Below are 25,857 nucleotides of genomic sequence, written 5' to 3'. Positions count from 1 at the left end.
TCCAGATCAGCGTTGCCCGCCGGAGCGGACCCCCAGCAGCACGTCCTCCCACGCCGGGACCGGCGGCTTGCCGCGACGTCCGCGTGCCGGCTCACTCGGGGGTTCCTCCGGTGCAGTGTCTTCTGCGGTCGGCGGTTCCGGTTCCGGTTCCTCGAAGTCCAACTGGGCGACCGGTGCCAGCGGCCGCAGTGGGCGGTCGAAGTCTGGGTCAATCAGCTCACTGGCCGTGTCGTCGATCGCCGTAACAGTCCCGCCATGGGCACCCGGGACGAAGCGGAAATGCGCCAGGTTATCGGAGCGCCCGGCCTTCCAGCCCAACTGCACCGTCCAGCGTCCGTCCTCGTTGCGCCAGGCGTCCCACGTGGTGGCATCCGGGTTGAGGCCGCGCGCCACCAGTGCGGCGGTGACGGTCTCCAGCAGTGTCAGCACGGCGGGACCGTCGGCCAGGACGGGATGTGCGGCAGTCGCCAGCTCAGCGGCGCGCGAACGTTCCAGCAGCACTGGGTGAGCGAACCGCTCGACCCGCGCGACATCCACACCGGCGGCCGCGGCTACCTGCTCGACGGACGCGCCGGCACGGATACGGGCCTGGATCTCCTTGGGACGCAGCATGCTGGTGACCTCGATCTCGATCTGAGTTTGCCCCGCCCGTGCCCCGTCACCGCGCACCGCGGCCCGCAACCGGTCGTCGAGCCGCAGGGTGAACTTGTCGGCCGGATTGTCGCTCTCGCAGATGATGTGGTTGCCATCGACGTCGAGTCCGACGACTTTGAGTTCCCGCATGGCGACCTCCTCCGAGCCGTTGCATCCGACCCGATTGGTGCGCACTTTAGTGCAGCGACCGACCGTTACCGTTTTGACACGCCGCCCGGCTCAGAGCCGTTCGACGACCCAGTCGACGCATTCGGTGAGGGCGCTGACGTCGTCGGGCTCCACGGCGGGGAACATCGCGACGCGCAACTGGTTGCGTCCCAATTTGCGGTACGGCTCGGTGTCGACGATGCCGTTGGCCCGTAGCACCTTCGCGACGGCCGCAGCATCCACGTCGTCGCTGAAGTCGATGGTGCCGACCACCTGTGAACGCAGCCCCGGCTCGGCAACGAACGGCGTTGTGTACGGCCGCTCCTGGGCCCATCCATACAGCCGCTGCGACGAGTCCGCAGTGCGCTTGACTGCCCAGTCCAACCCGCCATTGCCCAACAGCCAGTCGATCTGCTCGGCCAGCAGTACCAGGGTTCCGATCGCCGGGGTGTTGTAAGTCTGGTTCTTCAGGCTGTTCTCCACCGCGATCGGCAGCGACAAGAAATCGGGCACCCAGCGTCCAGATGCCGCGATGGTCTCAATGCGGGCCAGCGCCGCCGGGCTCAGAATCGCCAGCCACAAACCACCATCGCTGGCGAAGTTCTTCTGCGGCGCGAAGTAGTAGGCGTCGGTCTCGGTGATGTCGACCGGCAGCCCGCCTGCGCCGGAGGTGGCGTCGATGACCACCAGCGCGTCACCCGAGCCGGCCGGGCGCCGTACCGGCACCGCCACGCCGGTCGAGGTTTCGTTGTGTGCCCAGGCGATCACGTCGACCGACGGGTCGCTTTGCGGCTCGGGTGCGTTACCGGGCTCGGATTTGACGACGATCGGCTCCCCGATGAACGGGTTCTTGGTGACCGCCGAAGCGAACTTCGAGCTGAACTCGCCGTAGGACAGGTGCAGCGACCGCTTGTCGACCAACCCGAACGCCGCGGCGTCCCAGAACGCGGTCGCGCCGCCGTTGCCCAGGATGACTTCGTAGCCGTCGGGCACCGAGAAGAAGTCACGCAAGCCGGTGCGTACCCGGCCGACCAGATCCTTCACCGGCGCCTGCCGGTGCGAGGTTCCGAAAAGCCCGGCGGCGCTGGTGGCAAGCGCCTGCAGCTGCTCGGGGCGCACCTTGGAGGGACCCGATCCGAACCGGCCGTCGCGGGGTTTAATGCCGTCGGGGATCGTCAATGCCTCAGCCATGATCACCAGGCTAGTGACTGCGGCTGTGTGACCCAGACCACATCATGGTCGTCGTCCGCCGCTGCACCACAGTGTCCGCGGGGGTCTAGAAAGTTTGCGATACCTGCGGTACTGTCTAGACACAAGACGTCCAAATGTAAACCTCATCAGGAGAGACCGGGGATGGCTCAGAAGATGGCTCGGACGAAGATGATACGGCGCTGGCGCCGCAACATGGACGTCCAAGACGACCAGCAGTACGTGGACATGCTGAACACGCTGTCCGAGGGGTCGGTGCGGCGCAACTTCAACCCCTACACCGACATCGACTGGAAGTCACCCGAGTTCGCGGTCACCGACAACGACCCGCGTTGGAAACTGCCGACGACTGATCCGTTGGGCCGCCACCCCTGGTATCAGGCGCAGTCCGCCGAACGCCAGATCCAGATCGGCATGTGGCGCCAGGCGAACGTCGCCAAGGTCGGCCTGCACTTCGAGTCGATCCTGATTCGCGGCCTGATGGAGTACGCCTTCTGGGTTCCGAACGGATCGCCGGAGTATCGGTACTGCCTGCACGAAGCGGTCGAAGAGTGCAACCACACCATGATGTTCCAGGAGATGGTGAACCACATCGGGGCCGACGTGCCAGGCATGCCGCGGTTGCTGAAATGGGTTCAGCCTTTGATCCCGTTGGTCGCCGGCCCGCTGCCCATCCCGTTCTGGTTCGGCATCCTGGCGGGCGAGGAGCCGATCGACCACACGCAGAAGAACGTGCTGCGCGAGGGCAAGGAGCTGCACCCGATCATGGAACGGGTGATGGCGATTCACGTCGCCGAAGAGGCTCGCCACATCTCGTTTGCCCACGAGTACCTGCGCAAGCGTGTCCCGGATCTGCCGCGCCGCAAGCGTTTTTGGCTGTCATTGTTTGTCCCGGTGACCATGCGGATCCTGTGCTCGGCGATTGTGGTGCCGCCGAAGGCTTTTTGGCGTGAGTTCGATATCCCCCGTCAGGTGCGCAAGGACGTGTTCTTCCGCTCGCCGGAGTCCCAGCAGATGCTTCGCGACATGTTCGGCGATGTCCGAATGCTGTGTCACGACACTGGGTTGATGAACCCGGTCGCCAAGTTGATATGGCGGATCTGCAAGATCAACGGCAAGCCGTCGCGCTACCGCAGCGAACCAGCGCGCCAGCACCTGGCCGCGGTGCCGGCTGCCTGACAGTCCCGGTTGATTCATGCCGCACGTTATTACCCAGTCGTGCTGCAACGACGGGTCCTGTGTCTTCGCTTGTCCGGTGAACTGCATCCATCCCACGCCGGACGAGCCGGGTTTCGCCACCTCCGAGATGCTCTACATCGACCCGGTGGCCTGCGTCGACTGCGGAGCCTGCGTGAGCGCCTGCCCGGTGGGAGCCATTGCGCCCGATACCCGGCTGGAGTCTAAGCAACTGCCGTTCATCGAGATCAACTCGTCGTTCTACCCGGAACGGCCCGCCGATGTGAAGCTGCCGCCGACTTCGAAGCTGGCCCCGGTTATTCCGGCGTCGGAGGTGCATGCCCGCGGCTGCCCGCTGACCGTGGCGATCGTCGGCTCCGGGCCGGCGGCGATGTACGCGGCCGACGAGCTGCTCACCCAGCCCGGAGTGCGGGTCAACGTGTTCGAAAAGCTGCCCACCCCGTACGGGTTGGTGCGTGCCGGGGTGGCACCCGATCACCAAAACACCAAGCGGGTAACCCGGCTGTTCGAGGAGGTCGCCGATCGTCGGGGCTTCCAGTTCTTTCTCAACGTGGAGGTTGGTGAGCACCTGAGCCACGCGGATCTGTTGGCTCACCACCACGCCGTCGTGTATGCCGTTGGTGCGCCGAATGATCGACGGCTCGACATCGGCGGGATGGGCCTTAACGGCACCGGCACCGCGACGGAGATGGTGGCGTGGTACAACGGCCATCCCGATTTCACTGATCTGCCAGTCGATTTGAGCCATGAGCGAGTCGTCATCGTCGGCAACGGCAACGTTGCGCTCGATGTCGCCCGCGTTCTCACCGCCGATCCCGATCAGCTGGCCGGCACCGATATCTCCGACCACGCGTTGGAAGTGCTGCGTGCGTCGCGGGTGCAGGAGGTGGTGATCGCGGCTCGGCGCGGACCCGCACAGTCGGCGTTCACGCTGCCGGAGTTGATCGGGTTGACCACCACCGCCGACGTGGTGCTCGACGCCGCCGACCACGAGTTGGTGCGCCGCGACCTCGCGTCCGTCTCCGACAAATCGACCAGGCAGAAACTGCAGATCCTCAGCAAACTCGGTGACGCCTCAACGGTGCCGTCGAGACCGCGGATCCGGCTGACCTATCAGCTCACCCCTGCGCGCGTCCTCGGCGAGCAGCGCGTCAGCGGCGTGGAGTTCACGGTCACCGGCACCGACGAGGTGCGCCAATTGGACGCTGGGCTGCTGCTGACGTCAATCGGCTACCACGGCAACCCGATTCGTGACCTGCCGTTCGACGATGCCGCTGGAGTAGTACCGAATGACGGGGGCCGCGTCGTTGATCCGGATTCGGGACAACCGGTGACCGGCGCCTACGTGGCCGGGTGGATCAAACGCGGACCGACCGGGTTCATCGGCACCAACAAGTCCTGCTCTCTGCACACTGTGCAGGCGCTGGTCGCCGACTTCAACGACGGCCTGCTGGCCGATCCGCAAGCCGGGCCGCGGACCCTGGCCAGACTGGTGCACGCGCGCCGGCCCGAGGCTATCGACGCCGCCGGCTGGCACGCCATCGACGCCGCCGAGGTCGCGCGCGGCGCCGCCGACGAGCGGCCGCGCGACAAGTTCACCGCCGTCGACGACATGCTGGCGATCGCGGCGGCGGCGCCCAGACCATCGGTTGGCCGACGGCTGCTCGATGCGCTGGTGGACCGGATTTCATAGTCGGAGCCACTATCTCGTCGCGGCGGACTATGAGGCCTCGCGAACCTGTTCCCACCCCTCGACGGATTCCGGGCTGCGCGGGTCCGGGCCGACATAGATGGCCGACGGACGGACCAGCTTGCCCAGCTTCTTCTGCTCGAGAATGTGAGCACACCACCCGGCGGTGCGACCGCAAGTGAACATCGCCGGCATCATGTTGGCCGGCACTCGGGCGAAGTCCAGGATCACTGCGGCCCAGAACTCGACGTTGGTCTCGATTGCGCGGTCTGGCCGGCGCTCCCGCAGTTCGGACAGCGCCGCCTGCTCCACCGCCACCGCCACCTCGTAGCGCGGCGCCCCCAAACGTTTGGCGGTTGCGCGCAACACCCGGGCGCGCGGATCCTCGGCACGGTAGACGCGGTGACCGAATCCCATCAGCTTTTCGCCGCGGTCCAGGATGCCCTTGACCAGTCCACGTGCATCGTCGGTCTGCTCGACCTCTTCGAGCATGGGCAGCACGCGGGCCGGCGCGCCGCCGTGCAGCGGGCCGCTCATCGCCCCGATCGCGCCTGACAGCGCCGCGGCCACGTCCGCACCCGTCGAGGCGATCACCCGTGCGGTGAACGTCGAGGCGTTCATCCCGTGCTCGGCGGCCGACACCCAGTAGGCGTCAATGGCCTCGACATGCCGGGGGTCCGGTTCACCCTGCCACCGGGTCATGAAACGCGCTGTGACCGTGGTGCATTCGTCGATAACACGCTGCGGCACCGCGGGCTGGTAGATGCCGCGCGCCGACTGCGCGACGTAGGACAGCGCCATCACCGAGGCCCGCGCCAACTGGGCGCGCGCGGTGTCGTCATCGGTGTCGAGCAGCGGCTGGTATCCCCAGATCGGTGCCAGCATTGCCAGGCCCGCCTGCACGTCCACCCGCACGTCACCGGTGTGGATCGGCAGCGGGAACGGTTCTGCCGGCGGCAGACCGTGACCGAACTTACCGTCGACCAGCAAAGCCCACGCATCACCGAAGGTGATTTGTCGGCTCACCAGATCCTCGATGTCCACGCCGCGGTACCGCAGCGCGCCGCCGTCCTTGTCCGGCTCGGCAATCTCGGTAGTGAATGCCACCACGCCTTCGAGGCCGGCGACGAAATTCTCCGGGATCACAGTCATAGGTGAATTCTCGCACCCTGCTCCGGGCTCGTTGCTACCGGCCGGTAATCAAGCGGCGGTTAGCCGGGCGGTAGCGTTGACCGGTGGCAGGCCTAGACAACGAGCACCTGGCGGCAATGCGAGTGGAATACGGGTCAGAGAAAGACGGCAGCGGCGACCTCGACGAGAAGTGGCTCGACGAGGGATGGCTTGCGTTGTTCTGCAAGTGGATCGACGAGGCCGAGCGCGCGGGGATTCCTGAGCCCAACGCCATGGTGTTGGCCACCGTCGAGTCCGGGAAGCCGGTCAGCCGGTCGGTGCTGTGCAAGCACGTCGACGAGGACGGCATCACCTTCTACACCAACTACGACTCGGCCAAAGGCGCCGAACTTGCCGCAACGCCGTACGCGTCGGCGACTTTCCCGTGGTATCAGTTGGGCCGGCAATTCCACATCCGCGGCCCGGTCACCAAGGTGGATCCGCAGACGACGCAGGACTACTGGTCGAAGCGGCCCCGCGGTTCACAGCTGGGCGCGTGGGCGTCGCAGCAGTCACAGCCGATCGCGTCGCGTGCCGCGCTGCTCGATCAGCTCACCGAGGTGACCGCGCGCTTCGCCGACACCGAGGACATCCCGGTCCCGCCCGCCTGGGGTGGCTACCGCATCGCGCCCGACGTCGTCGAATTCTGGCAGGGTCGAGAAAACCGGGTGCACAACCGAATTCGCGTCATCAGCGGGGTTGTCGAACGCCTGCAGCCCTGAACGTCCGACGACGATGCAGAGCGCGCAGCGCGATGAGGAGGAGTCGGACAATCAGACCGAGCGGGCTTATTGCCGACACCACACCGCTGCGGACCGCGGACTTCCGTCGGCTGTGGCTGTCTGGAATCGTCACCGTGATCGGCGCGAACCTGACGATCTTCGCGGTGCCGGTGCAAATCTATGCGCTCACCCGCAATTCGGCATATGTCGGGCTTTCCGGAATCTTCGCGTTAGTTCCGCTGATCGTCTTCGGCCTGCTGGGCGGCGCCTGGGCCGATGCGATGGACCGGCGGATCCTGCTGATCATCGCCTCGTGCGGACTGGCGGTGTCCTCGCTGCTGCTGTGGTTGCAGGCCGCGCTGTCGGTCGACGACGTGTGGGTGGTGCTGGGCCTGTTGGCGGTGCAGCAGGCGTTCTATGCGGTCAACTCGCCAACCCGCTCGGCGGCCATCCCGCGAATGCTGCCCGGCCACCAGCTGCCGGCCGCCAATTCGCTGAACATGACGGTGACGTCGTTCGGCGTGATCGTCGGCCCGCTGTTGGCCGGATTGATGCTGAACTGGGTTGACCTGTCGACGCTGTATCTGATTGACACGCTGACCTGTTTGGCGCCGATCTGGGCGACGTTTCGGCTGACGCCGATGCCGGTAATCGAACCGCGGGCCGCCTCGTCGCGGTGGGGCTTTAGCGCGGTGCTGGCCGGGTTTAGCTACCTCGCCGGCAACACCGTGGTGCTGATGTCGTTCGTGGTGGACCTGATCGCGATGATCCTGGGCATGCCGCGCGCTTTGTTCCCGCAGATGGCTCACGAGAGCTTCGGCGGGCCGGTCGAAGGCGGAACCGCGATGGCGCTGTTGGCCGCGGCGATGGGGGTCGGCGCGGTGGCGGGCGGCGTGTTCTCCGGCTGGTTGCCACGAGTCGGGCGCCAAGGCTTGGTAACCGTCGCCGCGATCGCGGTATGGGGAATGGCGATGGTCGGCTTCGGAGTGGTCAGCGGCGCGGCGCACGGTCGGGCCGGGTCGCTGCTGTGGGCGGCGTTGGCATTTCTGGCCCTTGGCGGTGCCGCGGATATGGTGTCGGCCGCCTTCCGTTCGACGATCCTGCAAGCGGCCGCCTCCGACGACCTGCGCGGGCGCCTGCAAGGAGTGTTCATCGTGGTGGTTGCCGGCGGGCCCAGATTGGCCGACGCGGTGCACGGCGCCGCGGCCGAAGTGATCGGGACATCGGCCACCGCCGCGGGCGGAGGTGCGCTGGTGGTCGCGGGTATCGTGGTCGCCGCGCTGGCCGCCCCGGCGTTCGTCCGCTACCGCGCACCGAGAGCGGCGGCGCGCCGGGGCTCTACCTGACCATCGACCCGCCGCGCACTCCGCCCCCGGGCGGGCGCGCCATCGCAATAACGACTACCTTCAGCTATACGCAACCTAGGCAGCATCAGAGACGCGCAAAGGGGTTCTTGTGGCCGCAACCGACGACACCGCCACTCTTCGGTACCCGGGTGGTGAGTTGGACCTGGAGATCACACACGCCACCGAGGGAGCCGACGGTATTGCGCTCGGCTCGCTGCTGGCCAAGACGGGGTACACCACCTTCGACAGCGGCTTCATGAACACCGCTTCCACCAAAAGCGCGATCACCTACATCGACGGCGAGGCCGGCATCCTGCGCTACCGCGGCTACCCGATCGAGCAGCTCGCCGAGAAGTCGACGTTCATCGAGGTCAGTTATCTGCTGATCTATGGGGAATTGCCGACCAAGGACGAACTGGATCAGTTCACCCGTCGTATCCAGCGGCACACCATGTTGCACGAGGATCTGAAGCGGTTCTTCGACGGGTTCCCGCCCAACGCCCACCCGATGCCGGTGCTCTCCAGTGTGGTCAACGCGCTCTCCGCCTACTACCCGGATTCGCTGGACCCGATGGACGGCGACCAGGTGGAGGTCTCCACGATCCGGTTGCTGGCCAAGCTGCCGACCATCGCCGCCTACGCGTTCAAGAAGTCGGTCGGCCAGCCGTTCCTCTACCCGGACAACTCACAGACACTGGTGGAGAACTTCCTGCGAATGACGTTCGGGTTGCCCGCTGAGCCCTACCACCCAGACCCGGAGATCGTTCGGGCGCTGGACATGCTGTTCATCCTGCACGCCGATCACGAGCAGAACTGTTCGACGTCGACGGTGCGGTTGGTGGGCTCGTCGCGGGCCAACCTGTTCACCTCGATCTCGGGTGGCATCAACGCGCTGTGGGGGCCGCTGCACGGCGGCGCCAACCAGGCGGTGCTGGAGATGCTCGAGCAGATCCGCGAAAGCGACGACAACGTCGGCGAGTTCGTCCGCAAGGTCAAGAACCGCGAAGAAGGCGTCAAGCTGATGGGATTCGGCCACCGCGTCTACAAGAACTACGACCCGCGGGCGCGCATCGTCAAGGAACAGGCCGACAAGATCCTCGCCAAGCTGGGCGGCGACGACGACCTGCTGAATATCGCCAAGGAACTCGAAGAGGCCGCACTGACCGACGACTACTTCGTCGAGCGCAAGCTGTACCCCAACGTCGACTTCTACACCGGGCTGATTTACCGGGCGCTGGGTTTCCCGACGCGGATGTTCACCGTGCTGTTCGCGCTCGGGCGGCTGCCGGGCTGGATCGCGCACTGGCGCGAGATGCACGACGAGGGCGACAGCAAGATCGGCCGTCCGCGCCAGATCTACACCGGCTACACCGAGCGGAACTACGCCACCATCGACGCGCGGTAGCCGACCGGCTGCCGCGGCTCCGAGGCTATGGTGGCCCGGTGACACAGAAACCAGAGATCGAATTCCCGGCCGGTCCCGCGCCCACTGAATTGGTCATCCAAGACCTTGTGGTCGGCGACGGGCCCGAAGCCGTCCCGGGCGGCACCGTCGAGGTCCACTACGCGGGGGTGGAGTACGACACCGGCGAGGAGTTCGACAGTTCGTGGAGTCGCGGCGAGTCCATCGAATTCCCGCTGCGTGGCCTGATCCAGGGCTGGCAGGACGGTATCCCCGGAATGAAGGTGGGCGGTCGGCGCCAACTGGTCATCCCGCCCGCGCAGGCCTATGGTCCGGCCGGCTCGGGGCACCAGCTCTCAGGTAAAACGTTGATCTTCGTCATCGACCTGCTCGCCACCCGGTAGCCCGCAGGCTTAGGCTTCAAATCGCCCGAACAAGAACTCGACCGTGGAGGGCCGATGGCGGATTCCGGCGAAGCACCCAAAACCCCCGAGCGGCGGGCGGCTTCGAAGTTCTACCGACGATCTCCTGGTGTCCCGTGGTTGATCGGGCTAGTGGTGATTCCGCTGCTCTTGGGAGTGATCGGCTACGGCTTGCTGGATCGAACGCGCTCGGAGACCAACGAGTCGCCCGGCGCCCTGCCGACGCTGAACCCGCCGTCGCAGCCGGGCGCCTTGCCGAATACACCGACCATTCCGCCGATCACGTTGGCGCCGGTGTCGATCATCCGGACGGGCAACGACATCACGCTGCGCGGCGAATTTCCCGACGCCAAAGCCAAGGCGGCGCTGCTGGACGCGGTGATCGCATCGGTCGGTTCGAACGCCAACGTGATCGATTATCTCGGCATCAACCCCGACGTCAACTCGCTCGATTTCTCCGATGCGGGGCCGGTTTTCAACGCGGCAGCGGCGATTCCCGATTTCAGCCTGACCGTCGAGGGTGACACCATCACGCTAACCGGGACCGCCGCATCGGCCGATCAGGAGGATGCGGTCGAGCAGGCAGCCGAAGACGCCTGGCCCAACTTGAATCTCGTCAATGAGATGGAGAACTCCGGTCCCGTCATGCCGACCGGACCGCGCTGAAATCGCGGCAGCTGAGGAGAACCCGATATGGACTTCGTCACCCAATGGCTCTGGTACCTGTTGGCTTTCGTGGTGGGTTCGGGGGTCGCCTGGGCGATCACCGTGATATCTGTCAAGCGCACCAGTGAAGAGCAGGCCCTCGTGGAGACGCCCGGTTCGCGAGAGATAGGAGCGCCATGACCGACCCGAACTGGTGGTTGATGGTGCTGGCTTTTGCGCTCGGGTTGGCGCTGACGTTCGCGCTGATGATTCGGCGGGTCAAATCTGACGCGCCGGTTGGCTCCGACGCCGCTGAGGACGACGCCACACAGGACGACCTACCCGCTGATCCGTAACTCGGCGTTGGAGTCAGCGTGGCGGGGGGAGCCGTAGCAGCAGCCGCGCTCCGCCTAGCGGGCTGTTCTCCAGAGACGCTGTCCCGCCGTGCAATTGAGCCTGCTGAGCCACCAGCGCCAGGCCCAGACCCGAGCCTGAATGGGAGGCCGTCGAGCCGCGCGAGAATCGCTCGAACACCACCTGACGTTCCTCCTCGGGCACCCCGCTGCCGTTGTCGTCGACGGCGATTTCCACCCCGGCTCGCGAGCTGACCGCTGACAGCTGAACCCGGCTGGCACCGCCGTGTTTGACCGCGTTGGCGATCGCGTTGTCGACGGCCAGCCGCAACCCGGCCGGCAGCCCGACGATGATGCACGTCGGCGACGGGACCAGTGAGACATCGAGATCGGGGTAGACCCGCATGGCGTCGTGGGCTGCGCGATCCAGCAACTCGGTGATGTCGACCGGCACATGATCGTCCGACGTCGACAACTCACCTTGGGCCAACCGCTCCAGTGCGCTCAAGGTGGCCTCAATGCGCGACTGCGTGCGGATCACGTCGCTGAGCACTTCCTTGCGTTGGTCGTCGGGCAGATCCAGCGTGGAGAGCACCTCGAGGTTGGTGCGCATCGCGGTCAGCGGGGTGCGCAGTTCATGCGACGACACCGCCGCGAAGTCGCGGGCCGACGCCAGTGCGTCTTTGGTGCGGTCCTGCTCGTTCCAGATTCGCTGCAGCATGCCCCGCATCGCCTCGGCGATCTCCACTGCCTCGGTCGCGCCGCGGACTTTCACCTGCGGCGCTTCGTCGCCGGCGTCGACCGCCCGGGTCTGCTGGGCCAGCCGCTTGAACGGTCGTACCGCGAATGCGGCCAGCAGCCAAGCGAATACCGCCGCCGCGCCAATCGCTAAGCCGCAGATCAGAATCACTCGCCGATGCCGGTTGTTGGTGCGCAGGATGGTGTCGTCGTAGGTGGCTCCTACCTCCACCGAAATCGGTTGCGGCGCCGGAATTTCGACCGTGCGTACCCGGTAGCGCACGCCGTCGACATAGGTGTCTGCGTACCCGACGGGCAACTCCGGCAGCGTGACGTTCGCGTTGGACGTCACCTGAGTGCCTTTGCGCACGGTGATCACCGTGTTCTGGTCGTTCGGCGATCGGGGGATCTCGTCGAGGCCGCGGGGCAGGAAGGGGATTGCGAAACCCGCCGCCTCGTCGAGTCGGCGGTCCAGCCGCTCCTTGCTGTCGCCGGTGATGCCGACCCACACCACAGTGCCGACGATGAGCACCGGGATCGCCGCACCGATCGCGGTCGCGATCACCACCCGGGTGCGTAGCGAGGGCGTACGGGTGAGGATCCGGGACAAGAAGTTCATGGCCGCCTGGTCACTGCATGCGCAGTACGAATCCCACCCCGCGCACGGTGTGCAGCAGCCGCGGTCCGCCGCCGGCCTCCAGCTTGCGCCGCAGGTAGCCGATGAACACGTCGACCACGTTGGTGTCGGCGGCGAAGTCGTAGCCCCACACCAGCTCCAGCAGTTGAGCACGCGACAGCACCGCGGTCTTGTGCTCGGCCAGCACCGCGAGCAGGTCGAATTCCCGCTTGGTCAGGTCGACGTCGACGCCGTTGACTCGTGCCCGCCGGCCGGGGATGTCGACCTCCAGCGGGCCGACCGTGATGGTTTCCGACGAGGACGTCGCGGTGGAGCCGCGGCGACGCAGCAGCGCTTTGACCCGCGCTACCAATTCGGCCAACACGAATGGCTTGACCAGGTAATCGTCGGCGCCGGCCTCCAAACCCATCACCCGGTCGTCGACCGAGCTGCGCGCCGACAGCACACAGACCGGCACGTCGTTGTCCATGGCGCGCAACGCGGTGACCACGCTGACGCCGTCCAGCACGGGCATGTTGATGTCGAGCACGATCGCATCCGGCCGGGTCTCAGTGGCACTGCGCAGCGCCTCGGCGCCGTCGACCGCGGTAGACACCTCGAAGCCGGACAGCCGAAGGCCGCGTTCCAGCGAGGCCAGCACGTCGGAGTCGTCGTCGACGACCAAAACCCGGGGTGAGGTCGCACCAGTGTCCATGCGCCCATCTTGCCTGATCGGGCATCGGACAGCGGCGATGACATGCCGCGGAGAAGTGATATCGCATTCGATATCAAGTTGAACAGGATGCTAATCCTCCGGCAAGCGGCCCGCCATAGGCCCGGCAAGCCCGATGCGGCGGTAGCGCTGCAACCTCGCCGCCGTACGCTCGGCGTCCGGCACCCCGCGCAGCGCGTGAAGCTCGGTGGCGATCATGCGGGAGAGGCGCTGGGAGAACTCGACGGGCTCGTCGGCGGCATCAGGGTACTCGGGCACCACCGCGTCGACGATCCCCGACGCCAACAAATCGGCCGACCGGATTCCTTGTGCGGCAGCCAGTTCAGCGGCGTGCGCGGTGTCGCGGAAGACGATCGCGCTGGCGCCTTCCGGCGGCAGCGGCGCCAGCCAGCCGTGGCGTGCGGCCAGGACCCGGTCGGCGGGCACCATCGCCAGCGCCGGCCCGCCGCTGCCCTGCCCCAACAGCACCGACACCGTCGGGGTGTCCAGTGTGACCAGATCGGACAGGCATCGGGCGATCTCACCGGCCAGCCCATCCTCCTCAGCCTCGGCCGACAGGGCCGGTCCGGCGGTGTCGATGACCAGGACCAGCGGCAGGCGCAGTTCGGCGGCCAGAGCCATGCCCCGGCGAGCCTCGCGCAGCGCTGCCGGCCCCACGATCCCGCCTACGACGCGTTGCTGGCCGAGGACAACTGCGGGCTGGCCGGCGAAGCGGGCCAGCGCCAACAGCGTTGTCGCCGCCTCGCCCTGGCCCGTGCCGGACAGCAGGACCAGGTCGGTGGCGCCGTGCCGCAGCAGATGCTTGACCCCGGGCCGATCGGGGCGTCGTGATGCGACCACCGAATCCCACGCCTCGACGTCGGGCACTTCGTCGACCGGCGCGGGCGCCGGCGGCAGCTCGGGATCGTCGGCGACCACCGTCAATGTGCGATCCAGCGTCTCTCGGAGCTCCGCGAGCGGTATGACGCCGTCGATCACCCCGTGGCGCGCCAGGTTCTCGGCGGTCTGGATACCGGCCGGGAACGGTTCGCCGTAGAGCTGCTCGTAGACGCGTGGGCCCAAAAAGCCCACCAGCGCTCCGGGCTGAGCGAGGGTCACATGCCCCAGCGAACCCCATGACGCGAACACCCCGCCGGTTGTCGGATGGCGCAGATACACCAGGTAGGGCAGGTTCGCTTGCTTGTGCAAGGTGACGGCCGCGGCGATCTTCACCATCTGCAGGAATGCGACGGTGCCCTCCTGCATCCGGGTGCCCCCGGAGCTCGGCGATGCAACCAGCGCCAGCCGCTCGGCGGTCGCACGCTCTACGGCAGTCGTGATTCGCTCGGCCGCGGCGACGCCGATGGAACCGCCCAGGAAGCCGAACTCGCCGACCACCACGGCCACCCGACGACCGAACACCCGGCCCTCGCCGGTCAGCACCGACTCGTCACGTCCGGTCGCGGCGCGGGCCTTCGCCAGCTCGCGTGCATACGACTCGTTGGTCGGCACGGTCAGCGGCGTGTCGTCCCAGCTGGTGAAGGATCCATCGTCGAGCACGGCGTCGCGCAGTTCGACGGTCCCGATCTGGCTCACGAGGAGAGGCTAATAGGCTGGCCCGCATGATCGGTGTCACCCAGGTCGAACTCGTCATGACCATCGAGTTGCAGCGACCCGAACGGCGCAACGCGCTGAACTCCCAGCTTGTCGAGGAGTTGCGCGAGGCGGTGGAGAAGGCATCGGGGGAGAACGTCCGCGCGATCGTGCTGACCGGGCAGGGCACCGTGTTCTGCGCCGGCGCGGACTTGAGCGGCGACGCGTTCGCCGCCGACTACCCGGACCGGCTCGTCGAGCTGCACAAAGTGTTGGATGCGTCGCCGATGCCGATTATCGGGGCGATCAACGGCCCCGCGATCGGCGCCGGGCTGCAGCTGGCGATGCAATGTGACCTGCGGGTGGTGGCACCCGAAGCGTTCTTCCAATTCCCCACGTCGAAATACGGCCTGGCGCTGGATAACTGGAGCATCCGTCGACTAGCGTCGCTGGTCGGCCATGGCCGTGCACGGGCGATGCTGCTGTCGGCGGAAAAGCTGACCGCCGACGTCGCGTTGCAGACCGGTATGGCCAACCGGATCGGAACGCTGACCGAGGCACAAGAGTGGGCTGCCGAGATCGCCGGGCTGGCGCCGCTGGCGCTGCAGCACGCCAAGCGGGTGCTCAATGACGACGCCATCGAGGAGGCGAGTTCGGTCCACAAAGAGCTCTTCGACAAGGCGTGGGGCAGTCAGGACGTGATCGAAGCGCAGGTCGCTCGGGTGGAGAAGCGGCCACCGAAGTTTCAGGGGGCCTGACCGCATGCTGCGCGGAGCGCTGCGACTGGCCGCCGGCACGGTGACGCTGGCCGGCGGTGGGTGGGTGCTGCGCGCGGTGCACGGCGCACCGGCCGCGCTCGGCGCCGGCCCCGCCAAAATTCGTGCGGTAGCCGATCGCTCACCCAATTTCCACGACGGTGTCTTCACCAACCTCGAACCGGCGTCCCTGTTCAGCATGGACCGCGAACAACAGCGGCTGGTCCTGCGTGAGGTTCTCGGCGGGCGCGCCGCATCCCGGCCCGCGGCGTCGATTCCGGTGGAATCGCCGCCGGGCTGCGACAGCGGTTCCACTGCTCTCGAGGTTTGCTGGTACGGCCATGCCACGGCGGTGCTCGACATCGACGGCTATCGCGTCCTGACCGATCCGGTGTGGAGTGAGCGCTGCTCACCGTCCGATGTCGTCGGCCCGCAACGGATGCATCCGCCGCCGGGGGAGTTGGATGGACTGCCGGCTCTCGACGCCATTGTGATCAGCCACGACCACTATGACCATCTGGACATCGACACCATCGTGGCGTTGGCCCGTAGCCAACGAGCACCGTTTGTCGTCCCACTCGGCGTCGGCGCGCACCTGCGCGAATGGGAGATCCCCGAGGAACGCATCATCGAACTCGACTGGAACGAGAGCACCCAGATCGACGAGCTCACCCTGATCTGCACACCTGCGCGCCATTTCTCCGGGCGGTTCCTGAACCGCAACACCACACTGTGGTCGTCCTGGGCGATCATCGGTCCGCGCCATCGCGCCTTTTTCGCCGGTGACTCCGGCTACACCACGAGCTTCGGGCAGATCGGCGCCGACCACGGACCGTTCGACGTCACGCTGATGCCGGTCGGTGCCTACAACAAGGCGTGGCCGGACATTCACATGAACCCCGAGGAGGCGGTCCAGGCACACCTGGACATCGGTGGCCGACTTTTGGTGCCGATCCACTGGTGCACCTTCCGGTTGGCGCCACACCCGTGGGCCGAGCCGATCGAACGGCTGCTGGCCGCCGCCGAGGCGTCCGACGTCCGAGTGGTGGTGCCCAAGCCCGGCCAGCGCGTGGATCCGAAGCTGCCGGCGGAATTCGAACCATGGTGGCGGCTTTGAGCCGATGACACCGGCCGTTGTGCATTTGGTACCTGTCAAGTAAGTCCGTCTCCAACACAAATCTTGCAAGTCCGCGAGCCGAAAAATCTGTCGGTGCCCGGTGTCTATGCGATGGACAACGAGCTTTTCCGCGACGTGGTTCGCCACGAGCCGTGGACGGTGCACGCGCGCATCTTCGCCGAATCCGAACGCGGCGTCAGACCGGTCAGCCCTTCACCAAGGCCGACTACCTGGCGTCGATGCCAGATGGTGACACCGTTCAGCAGGCGTTGAGGCGCGACAAGCCCCAGCTCAGAAGGGTACAAGACGAATCTGTGTCGGACGAAGAAGTGAGCGAGACTTAGAATCACGTGGTAGGGGTTGTGCACAGCCGGGGAGGAGGAACGGTGCCTGAGCCGCTGGAGGTTGATCCCGCCGACCTGTTCATCTCGTCGGATCACCTCGCCATGCACCGCGCCGAGCACACCGAGGCGCACGAAGCGGCGAACGCCACCATCGAATCAGCAGCGTCGGGATGGGTCGGTTCGTCGACGGCAGCGTTGCGGGACAAACTTGCCCATCTGCAAGGCATCACGGCCCAAATCAGCAATGAGTTGCAGCACCACTGCGAGGCGTTCACGAAGATCGGGCATGCCTACGAGAACATCGACGATAACGCCGCGGCGGACATTATCCGAGTGCGCGAAGATCATCTCTGATGCCGCTGACCCTGGCCGACATCGAGCGATGGGACGCCCACGACGTTCGTGACGTGGCCAAAGCGCTGAACAATCGCGCCGCGTCGATGGACGAGATCAAGGGTGCGCTGAAGCACCTGCCGATCAACAGCACGTGGAGCGGACAAGCTGCGGAGGCAGCGAATCAGAGCTTGGACAAACTCGCCGCCTACCTGGCGACCCATACCGAGGCCCACCAGGAAGCGGCCAAGGCGATGACAGGCGCGGCCGATGACATCGAAGCTGTTCAGAAGCAGCTGAGGGACATCAAAGCACTTGCCGAAGGCAAGTTTGCCATCGACATGGCCACCGGCACCGTCACACCGCTTACCGAAGACGCCAAACCGGAAGACCAGGAACGAATCGTAAACGCACTTAAGGAAATTCACGCCGCCGGTGAGAAGACCGACGCCGAATTGACGCACGCGGTGAACTTGCTCGACGGAGTGGACCAGCCTGGAAGCCCGCCGACTGTCCCGCTGGACCCGAACAGCGAGCGCACACACAACCAAGAGGAAGCGTTCAAAAAGGTGTACGGACGCGAGCCGGTCAGCGCAAACGATTGGCGGATGGCAGCGGCTCTGGATCCGCACAGCTATGACCCCAAGTACGGCGGGGTGCCGCCGCAGGTCGTTGCTGGGCGGGTCACACCGCAGCCGGGCAAAGGGGTCGTTCGGTCCAACATGTTCATCCCTACCGACCAGGTGATAAATACTGCTAAGGACTTAGACGATGTCGGCAAAGGGCGGTTGTTCCCGATGAATCTCGGAGATAACCGTGGCCCGAGCGCTACAGCGGACCCCGAAGCGTCGCGCGTGTCCGTGTTCGTGGATTACGACCACGGCGTCGTCGTCGTCCGCCAAAACCCGACCGTGAATGTCGATGGGCAACGCGGCGGTGCGGCAGCGGGTACTCCTAACGTCCACGTCGTCCAGGCGCCGGACGGGCGGATGACCATCGACTACAACGCTTACGACGCCTACGAGAACCCCGTAGGTAAGGCATTAGGCATCACCGTCAATGGAAGGATCACCCTGAGTCCGCAGGCGGACGGCACGGTCGCCCTCGGTGGAAACACTACGATCTATCCGAGCATGGAGACATATCAATACCGCGACGGCGCCGCACCTTCTCAACTGCAATGGACGCCTGCGAACTCAGGCAGCGAGTACGGACCAGGCACCAGCCTTTCCCGGCATCACTGGATCGGCGACGCCACGATTCCGCCGGTACGGCCCAACATGCCGGGTTGGTTGTGGGAGCTGGAGAACGCCAATCCATTGGGAGGCGACCCCTTCTTGTCGCACACCACACAACTGACCAGTCCGTTCCAGGGCGGCATTCCCAACGTGGCAGTGGGACGATGAGTCTGACGTTCGCAAAACCGTCTTGGTGGCGGCTCTTGTGGTCCGTCGTGGCGGCAGCGTTCTTGGTTTACATTGTCGCGATAGTCGCGGTATATGTCCTGGCTCTGGTGACGAACAACGTCGCAGAATCGGCATCCTCAAACCCATATGTCGGTCTTTTGATGTGGGACATAGTATTTGCTGCCCCGATGTACGTGCTGTTCTTTTGGTGGGTTACCGTCCCGATAATCCTCGCTCTCGGCTTCTTAGTTGCCTGGGCGCGCCGAACTCCAGCCGAGCATCCCGCGGCCGAAGAAAGAAGCGAATCCGGCTAGTCGCCTGCCGGCGCCAGGCTGTCGACGATCTTCATGGTCTCGACGCTGACGGTGGTGACCTTTTTGATGAGGTCAACGATGTAGGTCGGATCGTCGTGCTCGTCGCACCAGTCGTTGGGGTCGTTGACGATTCCCGAGGCCTTGTCGGTGGTCACCCGATACCGGTCGATAATCCAGCCCAGCGCGGACCGTGAGCCGAGCATGTAGCGTTCGGCATCCTCAGGGATTCCGGCGATAGTGACCTTGGTGTTGTAGACGATCGCTGAGTGGTCTTGCTTGGACCGCCATTTCATCTTCTCCACTCGCCAGGTCTCGCGGTCCGTTAGGTCGACACCTGGCTTCACTTGCACATCAAGGGGATACGGGTCCACGTCCTCGTAACCGACATGCAGTTCGGCCAGCTTGCGGCCAGCATCGGCAAGCTGCTCGAAACGTGCAGGAGTTTCCGGTGTCGGGATGTGAGGCAGCATCTTCTTCAGGTCAGCTGCGTACTTCTCGCGATAGGCAGGGTCGTGCAGCAGCCCGTACACGTAGTAGAAGATGTCGTCCTTGGCGACGTTCTCGCCGATCGCGTCGCGGTAGAGATTGAGGATGCCGTCGGTGATGTTGTCGACGCGGCGGTAGCCGTAGCCGTGCTGGTCGACGTCAGAGGTGCCAGGGGCGTAATCTAGCTTGCCTTCTGCGGATTCAGCCTTCTCGTAGGTCCCGTCTTGCCTGACGCGGTGAAGAACGAGTCGATATCGCCCTTGGACAGCGTGTGCATCGGCTCGTAGAACTTGCATTGGATCGCGGTGTAGTCACCGGTGTCGCGTTCGCGGGCCACCAGGTCGATACCGGTGTCGGTCTTGCCCTGCCGCCCCGGCCAGTCGATCCACCGCCACACCGCGTCGTACCGTTGCGACAGCATCGGGTCCAGTTCGAAATACCGCACCATTAGCTTCTCGAACTTCGTTCCCCGCTCCGAGTTCGACGGAGCCTTGCGGAACGCCTCGATGACCTCGTGCACGGACCCCATCGCCGGCCGATTCCCTTCACTCTTCCCAGTCCGGACGACCATACTGCCGACAGCCGACACCCGGCTGATGAATGGTGGCCCGCGGCAGTTATCCACAGTTGAGCCTTTATCCACAGATGGCCTTTCCGGCGATGTGGATCGAACAGAGGTTCGATACCGTGAAAGTATGGATTCCGCCGGTCATGCTCTTCCCGCCGACGCGACGCGCGCACAGATACGGGACGACTTCGAGCTGATCGACGCTGTTTACGCCCGGCTACGCGCTACCTGCACCGACCTGGTGGGCAATGCTTTTCGCGTTGAAATGGCCGAGCAGTTGGAGACGCTGGACCGAATCAACCGCGGCTTGTCTTACCGGGTTTTCGGTGAGATCGCCGACCCGGTCGACGGACCCGACGATCCGGCGCTGCCGGCCGACGTGTCGATACGTCGTGTGCTGTGTTCGCGGCTGCGGATTACCTCGGCGGAAGTCAAGCGCCGGTTCCGGGTCGCGCTGCGAATCCGCCCCCGACGGTCGTTGACCGGGCCGGTCTTGCCGCCGGAGTTGCCGAAGCTGGCCGCCGCGGTCGAATCGGGCAGCGTCGGTGATGATCACATCGCCGTGGTATGCCATGCCCTTGATGTACTCCCTGCGGCGGTCAGTGCCGCCGACCGCGAGAAGGCCGAGCGCACGCTGGTCGGCCATGCGGGCAGGCAAGACGCGAAATTCGTGACCGCAGTGGGCCAGCACATCGCCGACTGCCTCAACCCCGACGGCAACTTTTCCGATGAGGACCGCGCAAAGCGCCGTGGCCTGGTCTTGGGTCGGCAGGGCATCGATGGGATGAGCCGGCTCAGCGGCTGGCTGGATCCCGAGGCCCGCGCCTATCTGGAAGCCGTCACGGCGGCGATGCGGCCCGGTCGTCACGTACCCGAGACGGCGGCCGACGACGAACGCGATCGGCGCACACCTTCACAGCGTTGCCACGACGCCGTGAAGTTTGGCTTGCGCCAAGGCATTTGCTCCGGCGGGCTGGGCGCGCATCGTGGCATCCCGGTCACCGTGATCGCGACGACGACGCTGACTGAGCTCGATCAGGCCGCCCGCGCGGTCAACGATCCGGACATCCCGATGCCGGCGCCGGCACGTACCGGCGGAAACACTCGACTGCCCATGCGCGACCTGATTCGAATGGCCGGCGAGAGCATTCACTACCTCGTCGTCTTTGACGACCACTCGGAGCGACCGCTCTATTTGGGCCGCAGCAAACGCATCGCGACGGTGGACCAACGCATTGTGTGCTACGCCAGGGACCGCGGCTGCACCCGGCCGGACTGCCTCGAGCCCGGCTACCACTGCGAGGTTCACCACGCAGTCGCCTGGGCCAGCGGCGGCCAAACCGATGCTGACAGCTTGTATTTCGCATGTGCGCCCGACCACGCCGAGGAAACCTGCGGCAACGCCACGACGACCGTGACCGACGATGGTCGTCTTGCCTGGAGCGACGGCACCGGGCCACCACGCGTCAACCGCATCCACCGCCCCGACGAGCTTCTCGATGATGAGGACCCGTAGCCGGGTTCTGCTGGTTGAAAGGTGCGCGGTCTAGCATGCGGTGATGACCACCTCGCTGAGCGCTGGCCTGTCCGACGCCGAGGTGGCGCAGCGGGTAGCAGACGGTAAGAGCAACGACATCCCCGCGCGCGCCACGCGCAGCGTGCCAGAGATCATCCGTGCCAACGTCTTCACCCGCATCAACGCCATTTTGAGTGTGCTGTTGGTCATCGTGTTGGCAACCGGTTCGGTGATCAACGGCATGTTCGGCTTGCTCATCATCGCCAACAGCATCGTCGGCATGGTCCAGGAGATCCGGGCCAAGCAGACGCTGGACAAGCTCGCGATCGTCGGACAGTCAAAACCGGTGGTGCGGCGGCAATCTGGGATTCGCGAGGTACTGGCCAACGAGGTGGTGCTCGACGACATCATCGAACTGGGTCCTGGTGACCAGATCGTCGTCGACGGTGAACTTGTGGAGGCGGCCAGCCTCGAAATCGACGAGTCGCTGCTCACCGGGGAGGCCGACCCCATCGGCAAGAATGCCGATGATCCGGTCATGTCGGGAAGTTTCGTCGTCGCCGGCATCGGCGCATACCGCGCCACCAAGGTGGGCCGGGAAGCCTACGCGGCCAGATTGGCCGAGGAAGCCAGCAAGTTCACGCTGGTGAAATCCGAACTTCGCGTCGGCATCAACAAAATCCTGCAGTTCATCACTTACCTGCTGGTGCCCGCAGGTCTGCTGACGATCTACAGCCAACTGTTCACCACGCACGCGGGCTGGCGGGAGTCGGTACTGCGGATGGTGGGCGCGCTGGTGCCGATGGTGCCCGAAGGGCTGGTGCTGATGACCTCGATTGCGTTCGCGGTCGGCGTCATTCGGCTCGGCCAGCGGCAGTGCCTGGTGCAGGAATTGCCCGCCATCGAAGGTCTCGCCCGAGTCGACGTGGTCTGCGCGGACAAGACCGGCACGCTGACCGAAAACGGCATGCGGGTCTCGGAGGTCGTCGAGGTCGCCGATTCGAGCCGACACCGCGAAGACCTTACCGATGTGCTGGCTTCGCTGGCTGTGGCCGACGCCCGGCCGAATGCCAGCATGCAGGCCATCGGCAGCGCCTACAACCGGCCGCCCGGCTGGGTAGCGACCGCGATGGCGCCGTTCAAGTCGGCGACCAAGTGGAGTGGCGCTTCCTACCGCGAACACGGCAACTGGGTGATCGGTGCGCCCGATGTGCTGGCCGACCCGGCATCGGCGGCCGCCAAGCAGGCCGAACAGATCGGCGCGGGGGGCCTGCGCGTCCTGCTGCTGGGGTCCAGTGACTTATCCGTCGAGCACCCGGATGCGCCCGGCCGGGTGACGCCGATCGCGCTGGTCGTTCTTGAGCAGAAGGTGCGTCCCGACGCCCGCAAGACCCTGGAATATTTTGCCGCACAGCAGGTCTCGATAAAAGTCATCTCCGGCGACAACGCGGTGTCGGTTGGTGCGGTAGCCGACAAGCTTGGCCTGCACGGAGCGACCATGGATGCGCGGCGATTGCCCACCGAGCCGGCCGAGCTGGCCGACACGCTGGAGCAGTACACCACCTTCGGCCGGGTGCGTCCCGACCAGAAGCGGGCGATCGTGCATGCGCTGCAGGCGCACGGGCACGCGGTGGCGATGACGGGCGACGGAGTCAACGATGTGCTGGCGCTCAAAGACGCCGACATCGGCGTCGCGATGGGCTCGGGCAGTCCGGCGTCGCGCGCGGTGGCACAGATCGTGTTGCTGGACAACAAAATCGCCACGCTGCCCTACGTCGTCGGCGAGGGCCGCCGGGTGATCGGCAATATCGAGCGGGTCGCGAATCTGTTCTTGACCAAAACGGTGTACTCGGTATTGCTGGCGCTGTTGGTGGGTATTGCCGGGCTGATTTCAAAGCTGTTCGGCGCCGATCCGTTGCTGTATCCCTTTCAGCCCATCCACGTCACGATCGCGGCCTGGTTCACCATCGGCGTTCCGGCGTTCATTCTGTCGCTGGCGCCCAACAACGAGCGCGCTCACCGCGGCTTTGTCCGCAGAGTGATGACATCTGCGCTGCCCTTCGGGCTCGTCGTCGGCGTCGCCACCTTCATCTCGTACCTGGCGGCCTATCAGGGCCGGGCGGCCGGACCGGAGCAGCAGACCCAGGCGTCGACGGGTGCGTTGATCACGTTGCTGATGACCGCGATCTGGGTGCTGGCCGTGGTGGCGCGCCCCTATCAGTGGTGGCGGTTAGCGCTGGTCATCGCGTCGGGACTGGCCTATGCGGTGATCCTCAGTCTGCCGCTGGCGCAGGAGAAGTTCCTGCTGGATCCCTCGAACCTGGTTATCACGTCGACGGCCATGGGCATCGGTGTGCTCGGTGCGGCAGCGGTCGAGGCGGTGTGGTGGATTCAGGGCTTTGCCCTGGGCGAACGCCGGCAGCTGTGGCAGTAGGCTCTGCAGCGGAAGGGAGGGACTCATGGGATTCCTGGACAAGGCCAAGGATCTGTTGTCGCAGAACGCCGACAAGGTTGATCAGGCGATCGACAAAGCAGGCGACTTCGTTGACACCAAGACGCAAGGCAAATACAAGGACACCGTCGACAAGGTGCAGGACGCTGCCAAAAAGGCCGTCGACAAAGGCGACCCGCAGAATTAGTCATGGCAAAACTTTCCGGCTCCATCGACGTGCCCTTGCCGCCCGAGCAAGCCTGGGGACATGCCTCCGACCTCTCCCGCTTCAAGGACTGGCTGACCATTCACCGGGTCTGGCGCAGCAAGATTCCTGAGACCCTGGAAAAAGGCACGGTCATCGAGTCGATCGTCGAAGTCAAGGGCATGCCCAACCGGATCAAATGGACAATCGTGCATTACAAGCCACCGGAGGCCATGACCCTCAATGGCCAGGGGGTCGGCGGTGTGAAAGTCAAGCTGCTCGCCAAAGTCCAACCCAAGGGCGACGGCTCGGTCGTGAGTTTTGATGTGCATCTGGGTGGTCCGGCACTGTTCGGTCCGATCGGCATGGTGGTCGCGGGTGCACTCAAGGGCGATATCCGCGAGTCATTGCAGAAGTTCGTCACGGTGTTCGCCCCGGCATGACCCGGTTTCACGCGCGCCGCGATGAGTTTCGGCGTCAGCGGTAGTCGGTATCAGTGAGCCCCGTACGGGGGCCAGACCGCACCGAAGGAGACCATCGTGCCCATTCGTCACGACGCGCCGCTGGGCGCGCCCACCTGGATCGACCTGACTTCGTCGGACCTGGACCGCGCCCAAGACTTCTACGGCACCGTGTTCGGCTGGTCCTTCGAATCGGCGGGCCCCGAATACGGCGGCTACATCAACGTCACCACCGCCGGCCGGCCGGTTGCCGGGCTGATGGCCAACAATCCGGAATGGCAGGGTCCCGACGTCTGGACCACCTACTTTCACACGGCTGACGTCAACGCCACCGTGACTGCGCTGACTGCGGCCGGCGGTTCGTCGTGCCTTGGGCCGATGGAGATACCGGCCAAGGGAACGATGAGCATGGCCATCGACCCGTCCGGCGCAGCGTTCGGCTTATGGCAGCCGGCGGAGCACGTCGGTTTCGAGGTGATCGGCGAAGCCGGCGCACCGGTCTGGCACCAGCTGACGACACGCGACTACGGCGCCGCAGTCGACTTCTACCGCGAGATACTCGGATGGCGGACCGAGCAGATCTCCGACACCGGTGAATTCCGTTACACCACGGCATGGTTCGGCGATCAGCAGTTGCTCGGGGTGATGGACGGCAGCAGTTGTCTGCCCGACGGCATCCCGTCCCACTGGACGACGTTCTTCGGCGCCGAAGATGTCGACAAGACGCTGCAGATGATCGCCGACAACGGTGGCGCGGTGCTGCAGGCCGCGGAGGACACCCCCTATGGGCGGCTGGCCGCGGCGGCCGACCCGACGGGTGCGGTGTTCAACCTGTCGTCGCTGCAGGATTAATCTGCGCCGAGGCCGAAATCGGCGTAGTCGAAGCCGGGCACCACGACGCAGCTCACCAAACTGGGCTCGTCATCGCGCGGTCTGGCCCGCTGCCAGTGCCGTGGCGGCACCAGCAGCTGGGGTTGCTCACCGGCCAGGATGTCGCTACCGAGCACATGTGTTGTGCTGCTGGGCCGTTCAGGTCCGATGTCGAGCAGCAGCGGACTGCCCCGATGATGCAGCCACAATTCGGCGCTGCGCACGGTGTGCCATGCGGACTGCTGGCCCGGCATCAGCAGCAGCAAGATCGCTGTTCCGGCGCTGCGTGGCCCGGTGTAGTCCGGCGGCAGTGCAGATTGTCCGACCGTGACATCGCTGCGCCAGGTCTGCCGGAACCAGCCGCCCTCTGGGTTGGGCGCCAGGTCCAGCTGTTGTGCCCAATCGGGCAGCTCGGTCATGCATCTACCCTAAAGT

Annotated in this window: 26 protein-coding genes and 1 pseudogene; 18 read left to right on the top strand and 9 right to left on the bottom strand. The window is 65.5% G+C overall.

Going from position 1 to position 25,857, the window contains the following annotated elements:
* Positions 1-6: 6 nt before the first annotated feature.
* Together sepH and serC are read right to left on the bottom strand one after the other, a co-directional pair.
* Positions 7-783, bottom strand: coding sequence for a septation protein SepH (sepH, locus tag AC5Y42_RS05440; RefSeq protein WP_499896369.1), 777 nt, complete (start codon positions 781-783; stop codon positions 7-9).
* A gap of 90 nt (positions 784-873) precedes the next feature.
* Positions 874-1,992 (bottom strand): phosphoserine transaminase, encoded by a 1,119-nt coding sequence (gene serC, locus AC5Y42_RS05435; RefSeq protein ID WP_499896367.1) that lies wholly within the window; start codon positions 1,990-1,992, stop codon positions 874-876.
* 174 nt (positions 1,993-2,166) lie between these two features.
* Between serC and AC5Y42_RS05430 the strand changes: the two genes are divergently transcribed.
* Both AC5Y42_RS05430 and AC5Y42_RS05425 read left to right on the top strand, forming a co-directional pair.
* Positions 2,167-3,189, top strand: coding sequence for an AurF N-oxygenase family protein (locus AC5Y42_RS05430; protein ID WP_499896783.1), 1,023 nt, complete (start codon positions 2,167-2,169; stop codon positions 3,187-3,189).
* A 16-nt stretch (positions 3,190-3,205) separates the two neighbouring features.
* A complete protein-coding gene (locus tag AC5Y42_RS05425) occupies positions 3,206-4,900 on the top strand; it encodes an FAD-dependent oxidoreductase (protein WP_499896365.1) in 1,695 nt (564 codons plus the stop codon).
* A gap of 27 nt (positions 4,901-4,927) precedes the next feature.
* Here AC5Y42_RS05425 and AC5Y42_RS05420 read toward each other — a convergent pair whose 3' ends face one another.
* A complete protein-coding gene (locus tag AC5Y42_RS05420; protein ID WP_499896363.1) occupies positions 4,928-6,049 on the bottom strand; it encodes a citrate synthase 2 in 1,122 nt (373 codons plus the stop codon).
* Between the two features lie 83 nt (positions 6,050-6,132).
* Between AC5Y42_RS05420 and pdxH the strand changes: the two genes are divergently transcribed.
* From pdxH to arfC, 7 genes are all read left to right on the top strand, one after another.
* Entirely contained in the window at positions 6,133-6,789 is a 657-nt protein-coding gene (pdxH, locus tag AC5Y42_RS05415; protein ID WP_499896361.1) for a pyridoxamine 5'-phosphate oxidase, read from the top strand.
* 32 nt (positions 6,790-6,821) lie between these two features.
* Entirely contained in the window at positions 6,822-8,135 is a 1,314-nt protein-coding gene (locus tag AC5Y42_RS05410) for an MFS transporter (protein ID WP_499896360.1), read from the top strand.
* Between the two features lie 109 nt (positions 8,136-8,244).
* The gene (locus tag AC5Y42_RS05405) at positions 8,245-9,540 is read left to right on the top strand and encodes a citrate synthase (RefSeq protein WP_499887115.1); all 1,296 of its coding nucleotides are present in this window, start codon (positions 8,245-8,247) and stop codon (positions 9,538-9,540) included.
* A gap of 38 nt (positions 9,541-9,578) precedes the next feature.
* A complete protein-coding gene (locus tag AC5Y42_RS05400) occupies positions 9,579-9,941 on the top strand; it encodes an FKBP-type peptidyl-prolyl cis-trans isomerase (protein WP_499896359.1) in 363 nt (120 codons plus the stop codon).
* 54 nt (positions 9,942-9,995) lie between these two features.
* Positions 9,996-10,625 (top strand): channel-forming protein ArfA/OmpATb, encoded by a 630-nt coding sequence (gene arfA, locus AC5Y42_RS05395; protein ID WP_499896357.1) that lies wholly within the window; start codon positions 9,996-9,998, stop codon positions 10,623-10,625.
* Positions 10,626-10,652: 27 nt separating this feature from the next.
* A complete protein-coding gene (gene arfB, locus AC5Y42_RS05390; RefSeq protein ID WP_499896355.1) occupies positions 10,653-10,805 on the top strand; it encodes a channel accessory protein ArfB in 153 nt (50 codons plus the stop codon).
* On the top strand, positions 10,802-10,960 hold the full coding sequence (arfC, locus tag AC5Y42_RS05385) for a channel accessory protein ArfC (RefSeq protein ID WP_499896353.1): 159 nt from the start codon (positions 10,802-10,804) through the stop codon (positions 10,958-10,960). Before arfB ends, arfC begins: the two co-directional genes overlap by 4 nt.
* Before the next feature lie 13 nt (positions 10,961-10,973).
* Here the strand turns inward: arfC and AC5Y42_RS05380 are convergent, their stop codons facing one another.
* The 3 genes from AC5Y42_RS05380 to AC5Y42_RS05370 form a co-directional block, all read right to left on the bottom strand.
* Complete coding sequence (locus tag AC5Y42_RS05380) at positions 10,974-12,314, bottom strand: sensor histidine kinase (protein ID WP_499896351.1); 1,341 nt, start codon at positions 12,312-12,314, stop codon at positions 10,974-10,976.
* 10 nt (positions 12,315-12,324) lie between these two features.
* Positions 12,325-13,026, bottom strand: coding sequence for a two-component system response regulator PrrA (gene prrA, locus AC5Y42_RS05375; protein WP_499887105.1), 702 nt, complete (start codon positions 13,024-13,026; stop codon positions 12,325-12,327).
* A 90-nt stretch (positions 13,027-13,116) separates the two neighbouring features.
* Positions 13,117-14,619 carry a carboxyl transferase domain-containing protein gene (locus AC5Y42_RS05370; RefSeq protein WP_499896350.1) on the bottom strand — a complete coding sequence of 501 codons (1,503 nt, stop codon included), beginning with the start codon at positions 14,617-14,619 and terminating at the stop codon, positions 13,117-13,119.
* A gap of 26 nt (positions 14,620-14,645) precedes the next feature.
* Here AC5Y42_RS05370 and AC5Y42_RS05365 point away from each other — a divergent pair, with 26 nt between their 5' ends.
* From AC5Y42_RS05365 to AC5Y42_RS05350, 4 genes are all read left to right on the top strand, one after another.
* On the top strand, positions 14,646-15,374 hold the full coding sequence (locus AC5Y42_RS05365) for an enoyl-CoA hydratase (protein WP_499896348.1): 729 nt from the start codon (positions 14,646-14,648) through the stop codon (positions 15,372-15,374).
* Between the two features lie 4 nt (positions 15,375-15,378).
* A complete protein-coding gene (locus AC5Y42_RS05360) occupies positions 15,379-16,488 on the top strand; it encodes an MBL fold metallo-hydrolase (RefSeq protein ID WP_499896346.1) in 1,110 nt (369 codons plus the stop codon).
* Positions 16,489-16,874: 386 nt separating this feature from the next.
* Entirely contained in the window at positions 16,875-17,186 is a 312-nt protein-coding gene (locus AC5Y42_RS05355) for a WXG100 family type VII secretion target (protein WP_499896345.1), read from the top strand.
* Positions 17,186-18,571 carry a WXG100 family type VII secretion target gene (locus AC5Y42_RS05350; protein ID WP_499896344.1) on the top strand — a complete coding sequence of 462 codons (1,386 nt, stop codon included), beginning with the start codon at positions 17,186-17,188 and terminating at the stop codon, positions 18,569-18,571. The genes AC5Y42_RS05355 and AC5Y42_RS05350 overlap by 1 nt, the downstream gene beginning before the upstream one ends.
* A 310-nt stretch (positions 18,572-18,881) precedes the next feature.
* On the opposite strand, the pseudogene AC5Y42_RS05345 reads toward AC5Y42_RS05350, so the two are convergent.
* Positions 18,882-19,589, bottom strand: a pseudogene (locus AC5Y42_RS05345) (type ISP restriction/modification enzyme); the annotation flags it as partial.
* Positions 19,553-19,792, bottom strand: coding sequence for a restriction endonuclease (locus AC5Y42_RS05340; protein WP_499896781.1), 240 nt, complete (start codon positions 19,790-19,792; stop codon positions 19,553-19,555). The gene AC5Y42_RS05340 and the pseudogene AC5Y42_RS05345, both read right to left, overlap by 37 nt.
* A 274-nt stretch (positions 19,793-20,066) precedes the next feature.
* On the opposite strand from AC5Y42_RS05340, the gene AC5Y42_RS05335 reads away from it, so the two are divergent.
* From AC5Y42_RS05335 to AC5Y42_RS05315, 5 genes are all read left to right on the top strand, one after another.
* Complete coding sequence (locus AC5Y42_RS05335) at positions 20,067-21,455, top strand: 13E12 repeat family protein (RefSeq protein ID WP_499896343.1); 1,389 nt, start codon at positions 20,067-20,069, stop codon at positions 21,453-21,455.
* 43 nt (positions 21,456-21,498) lie between these two features.
* Entirely contained in the window at positions 21,499-23,889 is a 2,391-nt protein-coding gene (locus AC5Y42_RS05330; protein ID WP_499896342.1) for a cation-translocating P-type ATPase, read from the top strand.
* A gap of 25 nt (positions 23,890-23,914) precedes the next feature.
* On the top strand, positions 23,915-24,094 hold the full coding sequence (locus tag AC5Y42_RS05325) for an antitoxin (RefSeq protein ID WP_499896340.1): 180 nt from the start codon (positions 23,915-23,917) through the stop codon (positions 24,092-24,094).
* Between the two features lie 2 nt (positions 24,095-24,096).
* Positions 24,097-24,534: a type II toxin-antitoxin system Rv0910 family toxin gene (locus tag AC5Y42_RS05320; protein ID WP_499896339.1), complete on the top strand. Its 438-nt coding sequence runs from the start codon at positions 24,097-24,099 to the stop codon at positions 24,532-24,534.
* A 96-nt stretch (positions 24,535-24,630) separates the two neighbouring features.
* The gene (locus AC5Y42_RS05315; RefSeq protein ID WP_499896337.1) at positions 24,631-25,404 is read left to right on the top strand and encodes a VOC family protein; all 774 of its coding nucleotides are present in this window, start codon (positions 24,631-24,633) and stop codon (positions 25,402-25,404) included.
* Here AC5Y42_RS05315 and AC5Y42_RS05310 read toward each other — a convergent pair.
* On the bottom strand, positions 25,401-25,841 hold the full coding sequence (locus tag AC5Y42_RS05310; RefSeq protein WP_499896336.1) for a cupin domain-containing protein: 441 nt from the start codon (positions 25,839-25,841) through the stop codon (positions 25,401-25,403). The genes AC5Y42_RS05315 and AC5Y42_RS05310 overlap by 4 nt on opposite strands.
* Positions 25,842-25,857 lie beyond the last annotated feature (16 nt).

The sequence above is a fragment of the Mycobacterium sp. NGS48 genome, assembly GCF_059812585.1.
The sequence above is the reverse complement of the archived record's forward strand: the minus strand, read 5'-3'. Positions and strand labels throughout refer to the sequence as shown.

What these genes read in the sequence shown, in the direction of transcription:
- sepH (WP_499896369.1), bottom strand. Translation starts at nt 783, where the DNA reads ATGCGGGAACTCAAAGTCGTCGGACTCGACGTCGATGGCAACCACATC.
- serC (WP_499896367.1), bottom strand. Translation starts at nt 1,992, where the DNA reads ATGGCTGAGGCATTGACGATCCCCGACGGCATTAAACCCCGCGACGGC.
- AC5Y42_RS05430 (WP_499896783.1), top strand. Translation starts at nt 2,167, where the DNA reads ATGGCTCGGACGAAGATGATACGGCGCTGGCGCCGCAACATGGACGTC.
- AC5Y42_RS05425 (WP_499896365.1), top strand. Translation starts at nt 3,206, where the DNA reads ATGCCGCACGTTATTACCCAGTCGTGCTGCAACGACGGGTCCTGTGTC.
- AC5Y42_RS05420 (WP_499896363.1), bottom strand. Translation starts at nt 6,049, where the DNA reads ATGACTGTGATCCCGGAGAATTTCGTCGCCGGCCTCGAAGGCGTGGTG.
- AC5Y42_RS05410 (WP_499896360.1), top strand. Translation starts at nt 6,822, where the DNA reads ATGAGGAGGAGTCGGACAATCAGACCGAGCGGGCTTATTGCCGACACC.
- arfA (WP_499896357.1), top strand. Translation starts at nt 9,996, where the DNA reads ATGGCGGATTCCGGCGAAGCACCCAAAACCCCCGAGCGGCGGGCGGCT.
- arfB (WP_499896355.1), top strand. Translation starts at nt 10,653, where the DNA reads ATGGACTTCGTCACCCAATGGCTCTGGTACCTGTTGGCTTTCGTGGTG.
- arfC (WP_499896353.1), top strand. Translation starts at nt 10,802, where the DNA reads ATGACCGACCCGAACTGGTGGTTGATGGTGCTGGCTTTTGCGCTCGGG.
- AC5Y42_RS05380 (WP_499896351.1), bottom strand. Translation starts at nt 12,314, where the DNA reads ATGAACTTCTTGTCCCGGATCCTCACCCGTACGCCCTCGCTACGCACC.
- prrA (WP_499887105.1), bottom strand. Translation starts at nt 13,026, where the DNA reads ATGGACACTGGTGCGACCTCACCCCGGGTTTTGGTCGTCGACGACGAC.
- AC5Y42_RS05365 (WP_499896348.1), top strand. Translation starts at nt 14,646, where the DNA reads ATGATCGGTGTCACCCAGGTCGAACTCGTCATGACCATCGAGTTGCAG.
- AC5Y42_RS05360 (WP_499896346.1), top strand. Translation starts at nt 15,379, where the DNA reads ATGCTGCGCGGAGCGCTGCGACTGGCCGCCGGCACGGTGACGCTGGCC.
- AC5Y42_RS05350 (WP_499896344.1), top strand. Translation starts at nt 17,186, where the DNA reads ATGCCGCTGACCCTGGCCGACATCGAGCGATGGGACGCCCACGACGTT.
- AC5Y42_RS05340 (WP_499896781.1), bottom strand. Translation starts at nt 19,792, where the DNA reads ATGCTGTCGCAACGGTACGACGCGGTGTGGCGGTGGATCGACTGGCCG.
- AC5Y42_RS05335 (WP_499896343.1), top strand. Translation starts at nt 20,067, where the DNA reads ATGGATTCCGCCGGTCATGCTCTTCCCGCCGACGCGACGCGCGCACAG.
- AC5Y42_RS05330 (WP_499896342.1), top strand. Translation starts at nt 21,499, where the DNA reads ATGACCACCTCGCTGAGCGCTGGCCTGTCCGACGCCGAGGTGGCGCAG.
- AC5Y42_RS05325 (WP_499896340.1), top strand. Translation starts at nt 23,915, where the DNA reads ATGGGATTCCTGGACAAGGCCAAGGATCTGTTGTCGCAGAACGCCGAC.
- AC5Y42_RS05320 (WP_499896339.1), top strand. Translation starts at nt 24,097, where the DNA reads ATGGCAAAACTTTCCGGCTCCATCGACGTGCCCTTGCCGCCCGAGCAA.
- AC5Y42_RS05310 (WP_499896336.1), bottom strand. Translation starts at nt 25,841, where the DNA reads ATGACCGAGCTGCCCGATTGGGCACAACAGCTGGACCTGGCGCCCAAC.